This window comes from Klenkia sesuvii (assembly GCF_037083825.1).
Taxonomy (GTDB): domain Bacteria; phylum Actinomycetota; class Actinomycetes; order Mycobacteriales; family Geodermatophilaceae; genus Klenkia; species Klenkia sesuvii.
This window is the reverse complement of record NZ_JBAPLU010000008.1, coordinates 126828-142254: the sequence shown is the minus strand read 5'-3', so window position 1 is coordinate 142254 and position 15427 is coordinate 126828. Positions and strand designations below refer to the sequence as shown.

The following is a 15427-nucleotide window of genomic DNA, read 5'->3' as shown; positions in this document are numbered from 1 at the left end:
GGGTGCTGGGTGCTGGGCTGTGCGTGGTGGGCGACGGGTGCGTCAGGGGAGGGCCGGTGCGCGCAGCACCTGGCCGGGCAGCAGCAGGTCGGGGTCGGGTCCGACCACGTCGACGTTGGCCGACCACCACGCCTGGACGGCCTGGGCGGTGGCGGCCGCACCGACCGGGCCGTCGGTGCGGTCGGCCAGCCAGGCCGCAGCGATGTCCCACAGGCAGTCGCCGCGCACCACCACGTGCTCGTCCCACCCGGGTGCGCCGGGCCAGTCGGGCACGACGGGGACCTCGCCGTTCCCGCCGTCGGGGGCGCCCACGTCGGACCACGCGGCGTCGGCCGGGCCCACCTTCTGCACCGACGTGGTGGGGACCGCCCCGTGCTGGGCCGGAGCAGCCCATGCGGCGACCGGGGTGGCGGCCAGGGACACCCCGACCGCGACCGCGGCGACCTGACGGAGCCCGGCGGGCAGGACGACGTGGAGCAGCGCGCCGGCGAGGCGGCCGGTGACGCCGGTGCGGGCGCTGAGCCGGGTGAGGGCCAGGCCGACCACCCCCCACGACCAGCAGAGCACTGCTGCAGCCCAGGCGACGGGGAGCAGGAGTGCATCGGCGCCGACCGTGTCGACGACGTGCTGCGGGTCGGTCAGCGCGGCCTGCAGGGCGGGCCCACCGGGGGCGAGGGCACGCAGCACCCACCCGACCGCTGCCATCACCAGGGTCGTGACCACCCAGCGCCGCACCGTCATCGATCCTCCTCGTGTTCGAACGCACGCTAACACGGTCATCGACAGCAAACACAAGCAAACGAATGAATGAGGCGCCACGTACCGTGCTCGCATGCGATGGGAGCAGCTGTTCGCCGAGCTGGAGGCCGCGTTCGAGGCGGAGGAGTCAGCCGTCGAGCAGGCCGAGGCGGGATCGCGCGCCCGGGCGGCCGCGGGCACCCTGCGGCTGGTCGACCGGCTCCGGGGCGCGAGCGGTCACCAGCTCGTGCTGGACTGCCGAGGGGCCGGGGTGGTTCGCGGACGCCTGGTCGACGTGGGGGTGGACTGGGTCCTGCTTACCGACGAGCGGGGGCGGGACCTGCTGGTGGCGCTGGCCGCGGTGCAGTCGGTGTCCGGGCTGGGCGCGCTGACCGCCCCACCCGAGGACGACGGCGTGGTGGCCCGCGCCTGGGACCTGCGCCGGGCGGTGCGCGGGTTGGTGCGCGACCGGGCCCCCGTCCAGCTGCTGCTGGACGGCGGGTCCGCGCTGGCCGGCACCCTGGACCGGGTGGGTGCCGACTTCGTGGAGCTGGCCGAGCACCACCTCGACGAGCCCCGGCGACGAGGAGCGGTGCGGGCCGTGCGGGCCGTGGCCCTCGCGGCCGTCGCGGTCGTGGTGTCGGTGACCCCCGGCGGGGCGTGAGGCCGGGTCAGTCGGCGGTCTGCGCCACCTCGGTGCGCGCGGACTCCAGCGGGGGCGGCGTCGTCCCGCGGGCCTCGGCGTACTTCTGGGCGATGAAGCGCTCGAGCTCGTCGCGCTCGACCCGCCACTGCCCGCGACCACCGATCTGGATGGCGATGAGCTCCTTGCGGCGGACCAGTGCGTACGCCTGGGACCACGAGACGTTGAGCGTCTCGGCGACGTCGTCGAGGGTCAGGAAGCGCGGGGTGGCCATCAGGTGGGTCGTCTCCTTCGCGGGGGGCGCGACCCAGTCTGGCACCTCCGGCATGACCCGGTCGGGTGCATCCACAGGTGATGGTGTGGACGACCACTGCACGCGAACGCATCCATGGTCCATCATCTGCAGCTGATCGCGGGCGGACGGGCCCGACGGGGACCACAGGCAAGGACGGGGACACCGATGAGCGCCAGTGCACGACCAGCGGTGTCCGCCGACCGCGATGCCGCACCCGAGGGCCCCGCGCCGCGCCGGGTGCGGCCGCCCCGGTGGCTGGACCTGCGCCTCGTGCTGGGGGTGCTCCTGGTGCTCGGCTCGGTGCTCGTCGGCGCACGGGTGGTCAGCGCCGCCGACGCCACGGTGCCCGTGTGGTCGGCCACCGGTGACCTCGCGGCCGGGACGGTGCTCACCGCCGACGACCTCGTCGCGGTCCAGGTCCGCCTCGACGCCGCAGCCGGGGGCTACCTGGCCACCTCGACCGACCCTGCCGGGCAGGTGCTGGGCCGGGCGGTCGGTGCCGGCGAGCTGCTCCCGCGCTCGGCCCTGGACCCCGCGGCCGACGACGTGCAGCTTGCCCTGCCGGTGCAGGCCGGCTACGCCCCGCCGTCGCTGGCCCGGGGGCAGCTGGTCGACGTCTACGCGGTGGCCGACCCCGCGGCCGGGTCCACCGACGTGACCGGCGAGGTCGACCTGGTCGTCGCTGGGGCCACCGTGCAGTCGGTGTCCGGCCGCGGCGAGGGGGTGCTGTCGACCGGCGCCAGCACCATCCAGGTCGTCGTCGGCGTTCCGGCTGCGCAGGTGCCCGAGGTGCTCGCCGGCATCGGGGGCCGGGCCCTGGTGGTCGTCGTCCGTGACGGCGTCGACGGCGGCACCTCCACCACCGTGCCGTCGTCCGAGCCGTCCACCGAGCCGACCGGTGCCGAGCCGACCGCTGCCGTGCCGACCGGTGCCGTGCCGACCGACGCCGAGCCGACCGCCTGATGGCGCTGCAGGTCGTCACCGCCGTCACGGGCGCCGCCTGGGAGTCCGAGCTCGTCGGGGCGCTGGACCGCGCCGACCACGGCGTGACCGTCGTCCGGCGGTGCGTGGACGTCGGCGACCTGCTCGCCGTCGCCACGACCGGCACGGCGCAGGCGGTGCTGCTCTCCGCCGAGCTCCGCCGGTTGGACGGCGACGCGGTCGCCCGCCTGACCGCGGCCGGCGTCGCCGTCGTGGGCCTGGTCGAACCCGGTGACGACCAGGCCGCGCAGCGTCTGCACCAGCTCGGCGTGGGACGGGTGCTCCCCGCCGACGCCGAGGCCGCCCGCATCGCCGCTGCGCTGCGCGAGGCCGTGGGCGGCTCCTCCGGGGACGCGCGGAGCGGGGCGGGGCACGACGTCGGCGACCCACGCGCGGCGCTGCCCGTGCTGGGCCTGCCCGAGGACCCCGCCGACCGTCCCGACGGTCGCGGCCGGGTCGTCGCCGTCTGGGGGCCCACCGGTGCCCCGGGGCGCACGACGGTCGCGGTGGGGCTGGCCGACGAGGCCGCGCGGCTCGGCGTCCCGACCCTGCTCGTGGACGCCGACGTCTACGGCGGCGTGGTGGCCCAGGTGCTGGGCCTGCTCGACGAGTCGCCGGGCATCGCCGCGGCGGCCCGGCAGGCCACGGCCGGCACTCTCGACGTCCCGCGGTTGGCCCGACTGGCCTGGGCGGTGGGTCCGCGACTGCGGGTGCTCACCGGGCTCGCCCGCGCCGACCGGTGGCCCGAGCTGCGACCGCAGGCGGTGGCCACGGTGCTCGACCAGGCCCGCCGGCTGACCGCCCTGACCGTGGTGGACTGCGGGTTCTGCGTCGAGGAGGACGAGGAGCTCTCGTTCGACACCAGCGCCCCGCGCCGCAACGGGGTCACCACGACGGTGCTGGAGCAGGCCGACACCGTGCTGTGCGTCAGCGGGGCCGACCCGGTGGCCCTGCAGCGGACCATCCGGGCCCTCGGGCAGCTGCGCGACGGGCTCCCCGACGTCGACCCCGGGGTGCTGGTCAACCAGGTTCGCCGCGGCCCCGTGCCCGGCGACCCGCGGGCGGAGATCGGCGGGGCGCTCGCCCGCTTCACCGGCACGCGGGTGGTGGGGTTCCTGCCCGCCGACCGCCGCGCCACCGACGCGGCGCTGGCCGCCGGGCGGACGCTGGCCGAGGTCGCCGAGCGGTCGCCGCTGCGGGTCGCGCTGCGCGCGCTGGCCGCCGAGCTGACCGGTGCCCCGCTGCCCGCGCGCAGACGTCGCCGTCCCTGACCGGTGTGGCTAGGGTCGGGGCCTGCGACGGAAGGAGCACCGTGGTCGACCGCCTGACCTCGCTGGACGCGTCGTTCCTCTACCTCGAGGACCCCGACACGCCGATGCACGTCGCCGGCTTCCTGGTGCTCGAGTCCCCCCACGGCGGTCTGGACCACGAGGACCTCGTCGACCTGGTGCAGTCCCGCCTGCCGTTGGTGCCGCGCTTCCGGCAGAAGGTGCTCGAGGTGCCCGGGCACCTGGCCAACCCGGCGTGGGTCGACGACCCCGACTTCGACGTCACCTACCACGTGCGCCGCTCGGCGCTGCCCCGCCCGGGCACCGAGGAGCAGCTGCTGGACCTGGTCGCCCGGCTCACCGCCCGACCGCTGGACCACGCCCGTCCGCTGTGGGAGATGTACCTGGTGGAGGGGCTGGCCGACGACCGCATCGCGGTGGTCACCAAGACCCACCCGGCGCTGGTCGACGGGCTCAACGCCATCGACATCGGCCAGGTCATCCTCGACGACGCCCCGGTCCCGGCCGACCGGCCGGCGCCCCGCGACGACTGGCACCCCCGCCGTCCCCCCGGGCCGGTCGCCCTGGTCTGGGAGGCCGTCGAGGAGGTGGTGCAGCGTCCGACGGCGGCCCTGGAGACCGTGCGCACCGCGGCCGGTGACCTGCGGGCCACGGCCGGTCGGATGGTCGGCACGGCCGGGTCGCTGCTGACCGCGCTGGCGCGGACCACCGTGCGGCCGGCGCCCACCAGTCCGCTCAACGCCTCGATCGGCCGGCAGCGCCGGGTGGCGGTCGCGCGCGCGGACCTCGAGCAGCTGAAGGCCGTGCGCCGCGAGCTGGGCGGCACGGTCAACGACGTGCTGCTGGCCACCGTGACCGGGGCACTGCGGGAGTGGCTGCTGTCGCGTGGTGAACCGGTCGTCGGGTCGACGTCGGTGCGGGCGCTGGTGCCGGTGTCGGTGCGGCCCGAGGAGGCCGCCGACGACGACGGGCCCGGCGGCACGGTGGTGTCCTCGTTGCTGGTGGACCTGCCCGTGGGTGAGCCGAACCCGCGGGTGCGGGTGGCCCGCATCGGCTACGCGGTGCGGGGTGCCGCCCAGGGCAGCCAGTCGGTGGGGGCCGACACGCTGGTGGCCCTGTCCGGGTTCGCCCCACCCACCCTGCACGCGCTGGGCGCCCGGGCCGCCAGCGGCCTCTCGCGCCGGCTGTTCAACCTGGTGGTGACCAACGTGCCGGGTCCGCAGGTGCCGCTGTACGCCTCGGGCGCGCGCATGCTCGAGGTCTTCCCGGTAGTGCCCCTCGCCCGGGGTCAGGGGCTGGCCATCGGGCTGACCAGCTACGACGGGACCGTCTACTTCGGGCTCAACGCCGACCGCGACTCCGTCGGCGACGTCGACGTGCTGGCCGACCTCATCGAGCAGGAGGTCGCCGACCTGGTCGAGACCACCGGTGGCCCGGGCGCCGTGCGCCGGGGGCCCGGGTCGGACGCGGCGCCGGGTGGGTGACACTGGTCGGGTGCGCGTGTACCTCCCGGCGACGACCACCGTGCTGCGCCGTCTGCTCGACGACGGCCGGTTGCCCGGCCCCCTCACGGTGTTCGCGGTGACGCCCGAGGTGCGGGCGTTCTACGAGCAGGGCGACGAGGAGGAGCTGGAGTACGCGGCGCTGTCCGCTGCGGCCCGGGCCAGTCTCCGGATGCTCGACCTGGACCCGGTGGCGGCCCGGCGCCGGGTCGTGCTGGCCGCCGACCTGCCCGACGACGCCGTCACCCCGCTGGCCGACGTCGACACCGACCGCGGCGCGGCCCGCGCCGGCGTCGACGTGGCCCTCCCCGACGTGGCCAGCGCGCACGTCGACGTGGCCGAGGCCGAGGCGGACGTCGCCGCGGCCGTGCGGGTGGTCCTCGAGGCCGACCTGGGCAGCGAGGACGCGCAGTTCGTGGTCGACCAGGCGGAGGGCCACGAGCTGGCCTGGTACGCCACCCAGGAGATCGGGCCGGCCCTCGACCTCCTCTGAGGCGGCCGTACGAGCTGCTCACCGGCGGGAGACCTGCACCCGCACCACGCCGTCCGGGGTGACCCACCAGCCGGAACCCGGGCGGGTCGGCAACCGCTCGCGGGGCAGCCGCAGGCCCAGCAGCTCGGCGTCCCCGCGCGCGGGGCACAGCAGCAGGGCCGTCCGGGTGCGGCGCAGCGCCGGGCCCGGCCCGCGGAAGGCGGCGGCCACGTCGGCCGGGGTGGCCGCCGCCACCAGGACGGCCGGCCCACCGGGCCCCACGACCGCGGCCAGGGTGTCCAGGAGCAGGTCGGGGAGCCGGCCCAGGTCGTCGGCCAGCACGACCCCGGGGCTCCCGCCGAGCCCGGCGACCCACGCCGTGACCGCCTCCGCCGGCGTGCCCGGTGCGACGGTGAGCGTCGCCGTCCCGGCCCCGGCCAGCCGGTGGCCCACCGCGGTCAGGGTGGCGCTCCGTCCGCTGCCCGCGGGGCCGGCCACCAGCAGGCCACCGCAGCGGCGCAGGTCGACCGCCACCGGTGCGCCGTCGTCCCCGCCGGGTCCGAGGGCGACCACCAGCTCACCCGGTGGGGAGGCCGGGGACGGTGGGTCGGCGGTCAGCTCCACCACCTCCACGCGCCCGGGAACCCGGCAGCGACCGGGCGCGGGCAGGTCGCCGGGCAGGGCCAGCTGCACCTCGACCGCGTCGGGACCCAGCAGGGCCCGTCCCGGGGGCCGGTGGCGGGGCACGCGGCCAACGGGCACCCCGGCCACCGGGTAGTCGGCGAGGTCGGGCAGCGGGAGGACCAGGCGGTGCGCGGCCGCGCCGGCCAGCCGGCTGCCGGGGAGGACGCGGTCGGCGCTCAGCACCGCCGTGAGCCCGACGGCCGCGCCCTCGCGCAGCACCCGCAGCAGGGCCGCCGCCCCGCCCCCCGGCGCGACGTCCTCGAGTGCGTCGGCCACGGCGTCCAACCCGTCGACCAGCAGCAGCAGGTGGGCATGCGGGCCGGGCGCCAGCCGCCGGCGGTCCACCTCTGCCTGCAGCCGCTCCAGCAGCCGCCGCAGCCGGTGCCCGTCACCGCGGTGGACCGTCGTGCCCGTGTGCGGCAACCCCACCGCCGCGTGTCCCAGGTCGCCCCCGGCGTGGTCGACGACGTGCACGTGCAGCTGGTCGGGGGACAGCCGGGAGGACGCCGCGGCGAGCGCGGTCTGCAGCGCCGTGGTGCGCCCGCTGCCCGGTCCGCCCACCACCAACCAGCCGCCGCCGCGGGCCAGGTCCACCAGCAGCGGTTCCTGGCGCTGCCGGTCGGGGTGGTCGGCCAGGCCCCAGGCGAGCACGTGCGCCGGGTGGGCTGGGCCCGGCTCGAGCAGGGCCACCCGGTCGGGCAGGGGCGGTGTCCAGGGCCGCGGGGGAGCTGGCACCCCCGGGGGCTGCGCGGCCGCGGCCCGCAGCTGCGCCACCTCGTGGGCCAGGTCGGTGACGGCCCCGGCGGGAGCCGTGGCGGGGTCACCCGGGTCCGGCCGGGCCCACGGCCGGGTCCACCGCCGGACGACGACCCCGGCAGCGTCGGGGGTGCCGTCGGGGGTGCTGCCAGGACCGGCCGCGGCCACCCCGACCCGGGCCACCTGCAGCAGCACGGGGTCACCGGGGCCGACCCGCAGCAGGGCCCGGCCGGGGCGGTCGACGGGGAGCCACGCGGCGTCGGGCACCCCCAGGACGTCGCGCGACCCGGCCTCGTCGGTGGTGCGCAGGCAGACCCGGACGGTGCAGTTGGCGCGGATCTCGGGGCTGACGCTGCCCGAGGGCCGCTGGGTGGCCAGCACCAGGTGCACGCCCAGCGACCGGCCGCGCTGCGCGATGCCGACCAGGCCCGGCACGAAGTCGGGCAGCTCGTCGCCGAGGGTGGCGAACTCGTCGACGACGATCACCAGGCGTGGCAGCAGCACGTGGTCGGGCAGGTCGGCCAGCTCGCGGGCCCCGTGCTCGGCCAGCAGCCGTTCCCGGCGGCTCAGCTCAGCGCCCAGGGAGCGCAGGGCGCGGCCGGTGGCCGGCCCGTCGAGGTCGGTGAGCAGGCCGACGGTGTGCGGCAGGTCGGCGACACCGGCGAACGCGGCGCCGCCCTTGTAGTCCACCAGCAGGAAGCTGCACCGGTCGGGCGGGTGGGCCCGCGCCAGTCCGAGCACGAGGGTGCGCAGCAGCTCGGACTTGCCGGCGCCGGTGGTGCCGGCGACGAGGCCGTGCGGCCCGTCGCGGCACAGGTCGAGCTCCACCGGGCCGTCGCCACCTGCGCCCAGCACGGTCGTGAGGTGGGCGCGGGACCGCGACCACCGAGGAGGGCCACCGGGCACCAGGTCGCGCCAGCGCACCTGGGACGGGATGCCCCCGGGGCCGCCGGCCACGGTGAGCGGGGCCAGGTCGAGCGCGAGCTGGGTGGCGACGTCGACGCCCACCAGGTCCAGGTCGACGACGCGGTCGGGGTGGCCGGGCCGGGTCAGCCGGGCCTGCCCACCGGTCTCGCCGACCACCTGCAGGTCCACCGCCCCGGGGGCGGCGGCTGCGCCCGGGCCGACCTGGACGACGACCGCCCCGGCGGCGCGTGCCCGGCACAGCCACCCGCCCCCTGGTTCGTCGGCACCGCTGTCCACCACGACGAGGTGCCACGGGGCGCCGTGGCCGGCTGGGGGTGCCGGCGGACCGGTGTGCGGCAGCCACCGGGTCCACCCCCACGCGGCCCGGTGCGGCGATCCGGCGACGATCGTGAGCACGAGCGCGCCGGGTGGGTGCAGGGCGGCAAGCTGGCAGACCACCGCGCGCGCCACGGCGAGCACCGTCGTCCGGGGTCCGCGGAGGTGCAGACCCGCCTTGGCCAGGTCGACGGTCACCGGCAGCAGCATCGCCACCACCGGGTTCCCGGCCCCCCGGGTGACGCCGGTGGGCCCGGCGCCCAGCCCGAGCCGCACCGTCAGCCCGGGTCCTGGCGTACCGCTCCAGAGGGGGGCGGTGCGCCGTCGGGCCGCCGCGGCGAGCACCGCGGGGTCCGGCGCGGCGACGTCGGCCCGGCCCACCTCGGCGGTGAGGGCGGCGGACACCTCGGCATCGGCGACGGCCACCGCCGCCGCGTGCTCGGCGCGACGCTGGCGGTGACCCCGCCGCCCCGTCCACCGATCGGACACCCACGTGCCCGCGGCCACCAGCGGCCCCAGCAGGGCGAAGAGCAGGAAGTGCGGCGAGGACAGCACCAGCGCCAGCACCCCACCGGCCACGGCCGGCACCAGGACCGCGATCCACGCGGGGGCGCGCCGCGGCGGCTCGGTCGGGTCCTCGGGCACCGCGACCACGACCTCGGAGGCGGCCGGGGCCAGGGGCCGCGAGCCGGGCTGCAGCTGCAGCCGCCCGCCCGGGACGGGCACACCCGGGTGCGCCGGCCCGCCGGGGACGGCCAGCCGCAGGGAGGTCGACCCCAGGCGGACCAGCGCACCGGGTGGCCACGGCTCGGGCTCGGTGCCGACCTCGGACCCGACGCCGCCGGCGGTCTGCCAGCGGGTGCCGTTGGCCGAGCCGAGGTCGCGGACGGCGACCCCCGCCCGGCCCACGACCACCTCGAGGTGTGCGCGCGACACCTCCGGGTCGGGCAGCAGGACGCCGCCGGCCCGGCCGCCGGAGCCCCGCCCCACCACCAGCGGGCCGTGCGGCACCGGGTGGACGCGCCCGGCGCCGGGGCCCGCGCAGACCTGCACCTCCAGGGCGCCCTCCACCCGGTGGCCAGGGGCGGCTCGGCCGGCACCCAGCTGCGCCCCGTGCCGCAACCGCGGGTCGTGGAGGGGGACGGTGTCGGGGAGCTGGTGGGGCCCGCAGAACACCGGGCCGGCAGGGAGGCCGGCCGCGGCCAGCGCGGCGCGCACCAGGCCCAGCTCGGCGTCCTCGGCGGCCCGCACCTCGACGTCCACCGGTCCGCCGACGGCGTGCAGGGTCCAGCACCGGGCGGTGGGCGGGGGCGGGGACGAGCCGGTCACGGACCGCACGGTGCCCGGTGGACGGTCGTCGTGGGGGTCGATCGGCGGATCTGTGGACGGCTGCTCGGCCTGTGGACGGCGAACGGCGAGATGTCGGTGCCGGCCCTACCGTCCCCGCTCGACCGGGACGTACCCGGGCCGAGGAGGAAGCATGAAGGTCGACATCGCCACCCTGCAGTCCATGGCCGCGCAGTGCCGCGGCGAGGCGGCGGACCAGGCCTCGCGGCTGGCCACGCTGTCCGCCGGCATCGACACCGGGGTGACCGACGGCTGGACCGACAGCAGCGCCGCACTGGAGTTCCGTCGGCTCTACGACCAGTGGCGGGCCAGCAGCCAGGGCGTCAGCCAGGCGCTGTCGGGCATGGGCGACCTGCTGACCGACGTCGGCAGCGCCTACCAGCAGCACGAGGCGGAGCTGGCCGCCCGCATCGGCGCGCTCGTCTGACCCCGGGTCAGCCCGGTGGGTCGCCGTCCCGACCCGGGACGGCGACCGCGCCGACCGCCCCGACCGCGCCGACCGCGCCGACCGCCCCGGTCGGCGGCGAGGACCGGCGCAACCGCTCCCACGGCAGGATCGAGAGGATGGCGATGCAGTGCGGCAGGAAGATGATGCCGACGCCGGCGTAGACCATCACGTGGAACCCGAGCAGGAAGACCACGAGCCCCACCCGGGCCCGGTCGCTGCGCACCAGCAGCATCAGCGGTGCGGCGAACTCGAACACCAGCATCGCCCACTGCGCGGCGGGCAGGAGCCAGGCCACGTCGAGGGTCCACAGCGACAGGTCGGTGCCCCGGCGGACGACGGCGCGGGTGAGCGTGGCGCCCGTGGCCCAGTCCCACCCGCCGAAGCGCATCTTGGCCCAGGCGGCCAGGAAGTAGGTGAGCATCACGGTGACCAGCACCGCGGCCATCCCGAAACCGGCGGCCTCCGACGAGCGCCGGTCGCGCCACGGCGCCCGCCCGATCGTGGGCAGGACGGCCAGGGCGACGAGGTAGGCGATGCGGTCGTGGTCGACCTTGCCGTAGCTCATCGCGATGACCATCCACTCCGCGTAGAGGAGGAAGACGGCCCAGCCCAGCACCCGGGGTGCCCGGCCGGTGGCGGCCAGCACGGCGGCGACCACCAGGGCCCACTGCACCACCAGCACCACCGTGTGGGTCGGCGTGGGCAGGTGCAGCAGCCGGCCGACGACCAGCGGTTGGTAGAACTCGGTCGGGACGTCGGCGTGCGCCCGGACCCAGGCGGTGGTGAGGAAGACGTCGACCGGGATGAACAGGTAGGCGATCACGCGGAAGACCGCGACGCGGGCCAGCGGCACGGGGCGGAACCACCAGCGCGGGGTGAGCGGCACGGCGGGTGCCGTCCCCGGCCCGGCCGGTGCGGCGGTGCTCACGAGCCGGCCGCCAGGTCGTAGCCGACCAGGACGTCGTCGGTGTAGGCGCCGGTGCGCTCACCGCCGGCCAGCTCGAACCGACGCTGCACCACCTCGACCCGCACGAGCTCGGGCCCGCCGGGGTGCGCGGCCTCGTAGGACTCCGCGACCAACCCCAGCAGCGAGGGGTCGGCCACCAGGCGGGGCAGCTGGCCCTCGAACTCCGCGCGGCGCAGGCCCACCTCGCCGCCGGACAACCGCACCTCCTCCTCGTCGGCGGTCACGCCGACGACGCGGGTGGACACGACGGGGGCGTCGGGGTCGGCGCGGGTGGAGTACATGCGGAAGGGGCCGAAGGGGAACTCGGAGTCATCGCCCCACACCGTGCCGGTCAGCAGCAGCGCGAGCACGACGGCGGCCGCCGCCAGCCGGGCCCGCCGCCCGCTGGGCGACAGCCGCTCCACCTGCGGTGGGGCCTCGAGGTCGGGCGCGGTCTGGACGGGCACCCGCCCATCGTAGGATCGCCGGCGCGACCGGGTCGGCGAGCGACCCGACGAACACCCAGGTCAACGACGACAGGAGTGCATCCGTGCAGTTCGGCAGGTACTACGAGGAGTTCGAGGTCGGTGCGGTCTACAAGCACTGGCCCGGGAAGACGGTCACCGAGTACGACGACCACCTGTTCTGCCTCATCACCATGAACCACCACCCGCTGCACATGGACGCCCACTACGCCGCGGAGACCACCGACTTCGGCAGGAACGTCGTCGTCGGCAACTACGTGTACTCGCTCCTGCTGGGCATGAGCGTGGCCGACGTCAGCGGCAAGGCCATCGCCAACCTCGAGGTCGAGTCGCTCAAGCACGTGGCGCCGACCTTCCACGGGGACACCATCTACGGCGAGACCACGGTGCTGGACAAGACGGAGTCCCGGTCCAAGGACGACCGGGGCGTCGTCCACGTCGAGACCATCGGCTACAAGCAGGACGGCACGGTCGTATGCGTCTTCCGGCGCAAGGTCATGGTGCCCAAGCGCTCCTACGGCGAGGCCCGCGGCGGCGAGCAGCCGGGCCGCCCGGAGCCGGTCCGCCGCTGATCAGCAGCGCGGCAGCAACCCCCACCCACCCAGTGCGCTGAGCAGGCCCGGGGTGCACCGCAGGCCCTCGAGGGTGGCCCGGTCGACGAACGCCGCGGCCGCGGCGTCGTCCCCGGCCACCGGGGTGGCCGCGGGGTCCACGAGCGTGCAGACCAGGTCCACCACGGCGTACCGCGGTCGCGCGGCCGGCACGAGCACGCGCCCGGCCACGGCCCCGGCCCGCACGTGCAGCCCGGTCTCCTCGCGCACCTCCCGGACCACGGCGGTGGCGTCGTCCTCCCCGGCTTCGACCCGGCCGCCGGGGACCGACCAGGCCCCGCGGTCGGGGTCGTGGGCGCGCTGCACCACGAGCAGCCGACCGTCGGGGTCGTGCACCACGGCCCCGACGCAGGCGACCAACCCGTCCACGCCCGCGAACCTAGCGCCCGCGAACCCAGCGCCCGCGAACCCAGCGCCCGCGAACCCAGCGCCCGCGACCGTGGCGACCGCGGGCGTTGACAGGAGACGGCGCCGCCCGCGACGGTGGGCACGATGAACATCGGCCCGGTGTGCCCGCGGTGCGGGGAGGACCTCGTGGTGCGGCCCGGGTCGGACGAGGCGTGGTGCCACCTGCACGCGGCGGTCACCCCGCTGCACCACTCGGCGGTGCTGTCCCACGACACGCTCACCGCGGTCTGCCTCGACGCGTTCGTGCCGGCCTGGGTACCCGACCCCATGCCGGCGGGCTGGACGGTCACCGGGGTGGCGTGGGGTGGCGAACCCGGCGCCCGCGGCATCGTCGTCGACTGCGCCGGGCCGGCGCCGCTGGGTGGGCCGGCCGAGCTGGTGCTGGTGGCCGAGGAGCCGGGCACCGGGTTCGGGGCCGGGTACGCGGGCCTGCCCTGGTTGGACCCGGGGGAGCTGGTGGGCGGGCCGTCGTCGGCGGCCGTGCAGGCGGCCGGGCAGCGGGCGCCGCTGTGGTCGGTGCCCACCACCGACGACCGGTCGGTGTTCGTGGGCGAGGCCTACGGGGTGTGGTTGTGGCTGGTGACCTGGCCGGCCGCCGCCGCGTGGCTGCTGGCCGAGGACTTCGTGCTCACCGACCTGCGCGACCGGGTGCCCCCGGACCTGCCCCTGGGTCCGCCCGGGGAGCACCTGCTCCCGGGGCGGTGACCGGGTGCCGGTCCGGCCGGCCCCCGGGCGTGTCGCAGTCGTGACGGCTGCGCCGTGTGTTACCCATGTGACCGCGGTCCTCCCCGGCCGCGCGGGCCCACGTCGGTCTGGATCCCCAGAACCCGAGGAGAGGGTGTCGGGTGAACGTCAAGAAGCTGCTGAGCTTCGTCGTGGTCGCCTTCGTGCTGTTCTACGTGATCTCCCAGCCCGAGCGGTCGGCCGACATCGTCCGCACCACCGGGACGGCCCTGGCCGACGCCGCCGGCCAGTTGGCGACCTTCGTCGGCTCGCTGTTCTGAGCCGCCCGTCGGCCGCGGTGGTGGCATGAGCGGGTCGCGCACGACGAGCGCACCCCTGGGGCGCGACGCCGCGCGCTACCTGCTGCCCGGGGAGCAGGCGGTGGTCAACCAGCGCCGGCACTGGGCAGCCCTCGTGCGGCCCGGGGTGCGGGGGCTGCCGGTCCTCGTGCTCGGGGTGTGGGTGCTGGCCCTGGACCCCGACAACCGGTTCACGGTCGTGCTCGGGCTCGCCGTCGCGCTCGGCGCGCTGGGGTACCTGGGGCTGGCCTTCGCCGAGTGGTGGATCCGGCACTTCCTGGTGACCAAGCGCCGGGTGCTGCTCACCTCCGGCGTGGTGGTGCGCAAGGTCGCGGTCATGCCGCTGCGCCGGATCACCGACCTCACCTACCAGGAGACCCTGGTCGGGCAGGTGCTCGGCTACGGCGGGTTCCGGTTCGAGTCGGCCGGTCAGGACCAGGCGCTGTCCCAGATCACCTACCTGCCCGACGCGAAGAAGATCTACGACGACATCAGCGAGCTGCTGTTCCCCACCGACGGCGGCTCCCGCGGCGGCTCCGAGGACGAGGACGGCGTCGCGCTGCCGGGACGCCCACCCGCGCCGCGCCCGGCCGCACCGACCGCCGGCCGGCACGCCACCGGCCCCATCCCGGGCTTCCGCAGTCGGTACCCCCGCCCGCGCTGAGCTGCGCATCGGGCAGGCTGGTCCCCGATGCGCATCGACCTGCACACGCACTCCTCGGTCTCCGACGGCACCGACACCCCGGCGGAGCTGGTGGCCGCGGCGGCGGCCGCGGGGCTCGACGTCGTCGCGCTCACCGACCACGACACGACCGACGGGTGGGCCGCGGCCCGGGCGGCCTGCCCGGCGGGGCTGACCCTGGTGCCCGGCATGGAGCTCTCCTGCCGGTGGTTCCCCGCCGACCAGCCGCCGATCAGCGTGCACCTGCTGGCCTACCTGTTCGACCCCGCGTCGCCCGAGCTCGCCGCCGAGCGGGCGCGGTTGCGCGCCGAGCGGCTGACCCGCGGTGAGCGGATGGTCGACGCGCTGGCCGCCGACGGCCACCCGGTCTCGTGGGCGGAGGTCGTCGCCCGCAGCGGGGGAGGCGTGGTGGGGCGCCCGCACGTGGCCCGGGCGCTGGTCGAGGCCGGGGTGGTGGAGTCGGTCGACGCGGCCTTCGCGGGGCCGCTGCACCACACCAGCCCCTACTACGTGGCCAAGGCCGACACCGACGTGCTCGACGGCATCGCGCTCGTGCGCGCCGCCGGCGGGGTGCCGGTGTTCGCCCACGGGCTGGCCCGGTCCCGCGGCCGGGTGGTCGGCGACGACGCCCTGGCCACCATGGCCGCCGCCGGGTTGCTCGGCCTGGAGGTCGACCACCCCGACCACGGGGACGCCGACCGGTCCCACCTCCGCGGCCTCGCCGCCGACCTGGGCCTGTTCGCGACCGGGTCCAGTGACTACCACGGCGGCAACAAGCGGACGCCGATCGCGGCCTGCACCACCGACCCGGAGCAGTACGAGCGGCTGCTGGCGGCCGGGACCGGTTCGACCCCGGTCGCCGGCTGAGCCCCGGCG

The 15427-nt window shown here is 76.9% G+C and carries 17 protein-coding genes; 11 read left to right on the top strand and 6 right to left on the bottom strand.

Annotated features, from left to right (window positions below):
- Nucleotides 1-42 precede the first annotated feature (42 nt).
- Entirely contained in the window at nucleotides 43-741 is a 699-nt protein-coding gene (locus tag TEK04_RS10195; RefSeq protein WP_336404228.1) for a LysM peptidoglycan-binding domain-containing protein, read from the bottom strand.
- Nucleotides 742-832: 91 nt separating this feature from the next.
- Here TEK04_RS10195 and TEK04_RS10190 point away from each other — a divergent pair, with 91 nt between their 5' ends.
- On the top strand, nucleotides 833-1402 hold the full coding sequence (locus TEK04_RS10190; protein ID WP_336404227.1) for a hypothetical protein: 570 nt from the start codon (nucleotides 833-835) through the stop codon (nucleotides 1400-1402).
- Nucleotides 1403-1409: 7 nt separating this feature from the next.
- Here the strand turns inward: TEK04_RS10190 and TEK04_RS10185 are convergent, their stop codons facing one another.
- The gene (locus tag TEK04_RS10185; protein ID WP_336404225.1) at nucleotides 1410-1655 is read right to left on the bottom strand and encodes a helix-turn-helix domain-containing protein; all 246 of its coding nucleotides are present in this window, start codon (nucleotides 1653-1655) and stop codon (nucleotides 1410-1412) included.
- Nucleotides 1656-1841: 186 nt separating this feature from the next.
- On the opposite strand from TEK04_RS10185, the gene TEK04_RS10180 reads away from it, so the two are divergent.
- Genes TEK04_RS10180 through TEK04_RS10165 form a run of 4 tightly spaced genes read left to right on the top strand, consistent with a single transcriptional unit; the run spans nucleotide 1842 to nucleotide 5941 of the window.
- Entirely contained in the window at nucleotides 1842-2639 is a 798-nt protein-coding gene (locus TEK04_RS10180) for an SAF domain-containing protein (RefSeq protein WP_336404224.1), read from the top strand.
- The gene (locus TEK04_RS10175; protein WP_336404223.1) at nucleotides 2639-3928 is read left to right on the top strand and encodes a CpaE/TadZ family protein; all 1290 of its coding nucleotides are present in this window, start codon (nucleotides 2639-2641) and stop codon (nucleotides 3926-3928) included. The genes TEK04_RS10180 and TEK04_RS10175 overlap by 1 nt, the downstream gene beginning before the upstream one ends.
- Before the next feature lie 41 nt (nucleotides 3929-3969).
- Entirely contained in the window at nucleotides 3970-5430 is a 1461-nt protein-coding gene (locus TEK04_RS10170; RefSeq protein WP_336404222.1) for a WS/DGAT/MGAT family O-acyltransferase, read from the top strand.
- A 10-nt stretch (nucleotides 5431-5440) separates the two neighbouring features.
- The gene (locus TEK04_RS10165) at nucleotides 5441-5941 is read left to right on the top strand and encodes a DUF6912 family protein (RefSeq protein WP_336404221.1); all 501 of its coding nucleotides are present in this window, start codon (nucleotides 5441-5443) and stop codon (nucleotides 5939-5941) included.
- 18 nt (nucleotides 5942-5959) lie between these two features.
- Here the strand turns inward: TEK04_RS10165 and TEK04_RS10160 are convergent, their stop codons facing one another.
- Nucleotides 5960-9931 carry an FtsK/SpoIIIE domain-containing protein gene (locus TEK04_RS10160; RefSeq protein WP_336404220.1) on the bottom strand — a complete coding sequence of 1324 codons (3972 nt, stop codon included), beginning with the start codon at nucleotides 9929-9931 and terminating at the stop codon, nucleotides 5960-5962.
- A gap of 151 nt (nucleotides 9932-10082) precedes the next feature.
- Here TEK04_RS10160 and TEK04_RS10155 point away from each other — a divergent pair, with 151 nt between their 5' ends.
- Complete coding sequence (locus TEK04_RS10155) at nucleotides 10083-10376, top strand: WXG100 family type VII secretion target (protein ID WP_336404219.1); 294 nt, start codon at nucleotides 10083-10085, stop codon at nucleotides 10374-10376.
- Between the two features lie 7 nt (nucleotides 10377-10383).
- Here the strand turns inward: TEK04_RS10155 and TEK04_RS10150 are convergent, their stop codons facing one another.
- Both TEK04_RS10150 and TEK04_RS10145 read right to left on the bottom strand, forming a co-directional pair.
- The gene (locus tag TEK04_RS10150; protein WP_336404218.1) at nucleotides 10384-11325 is read right to left on the bottom strand and encodes an MFS transporter permease; all 942 of its coding nucleotides are present in this window, start codon (nucleotides 11323-11325) and stop codon (nucleotides 10384-10386) included.
- Nucleotides 11322-11810 (bottom strand): hypothetical protein, encoded by a 489-nt coding sequence (locus tag TEK04_RS10145; RefSeq protein WP_336404217.1) that lies wholly within the window; start codon nucleotides 11808-11810, stop codon nucleotides 11322-11324. The genes TEK04_RS10150 and TEK04_RS10145 overlap by 4 nt, the downstream gene beginning before the upstream one ends.
- Between TEK04_RS10145 and TEK04_RS10140 the strand changes: the two genes are divergently transcribed.
- Nucleotides 11774-12400: a MaoC family dehydratase gene (locus TEK04_RS10140; protein WP_336404216.1), complete on the top strand. Its 627-nt coding sequence runs from the start codon at nucleotides 11774-11776 to the stop codon at nucleotides 12398-12400. The genes TEK04_RS10145 and TEK04_RS10140 overlap by 37 nt on opposite strands.
- On the opposite strand, the gene TEK04_RS10135 is transcribed toward TEK04_RS10140, so the two are convergent.
- Nucleotides 12401-12808 carry an NUDIX hydrolase gene (locus TEK04_RS10135; RefSeq protein WP_336404215.1) on the bottom strand — a complete coding sequence of 136 codons (408 nt, stop codon included), beginning with the start codon at nucleotides 12806-12808 and terminating at the stop codon, nucleotides 12401-12403.
- Nucleotides 12809-12931: 123 nt separating this feature from the next.
- Here TEK04_RS10135 and TEK04_RS10130 point away from each other — a divergent pair, with 123 nt between their 5' ends.
- From TEK04_RS10130 to TEK04_RS10115, 4 genes are all read left to right on the top strand, one after another.
- Nucleotides 12932-13552, top strand: a complete 621-nt coding sequence (locus tag TEK04_RS10130) for a DUF6758 family protein (protein ID WP_336404214.1) — start codon at nucleotides 12932-12934, stop codon at nucleotides 13550-13552.
- 140 nt (nucleotides 13553-13692) lie between these two features.
- Complete coding sequence (locus TEK04_RS10125) at nucleotides 13693-13851, top strand: hypothetical protein (RefSeq protein WP_336404213.1); 159 nt, start codon at nucleotides 13693-13695, stop codon at nucleotides 13849-13851.
- Nucleotides 13852-13876: 25 nt separating this feature from the next.
- Nucleotides 13877-14533, top strand: a complete 657-nt coding sequence (locus TEK04_RS10120; RefSeq protein WP_336404211.1) for a PH domain-containing protein — start codon at nucleotides 13877-13879, stop codon at nucleotides 14531-14533.
- 27 nt (nucleotides 14534-14560) lie between these two features.
- A complete protein-coding gene (locus TEK04_RS10115; RefSeq protein ID WP_336404210.1) occupies nucleotides 14561-15418 on the top strand; it encodes a PHP domain-containing protein in 858 nt (285 codons plus the stop codon).
- The last annotated feature ends 9 nt before the right edge of the window (nucleotides 15419-15427 follow it).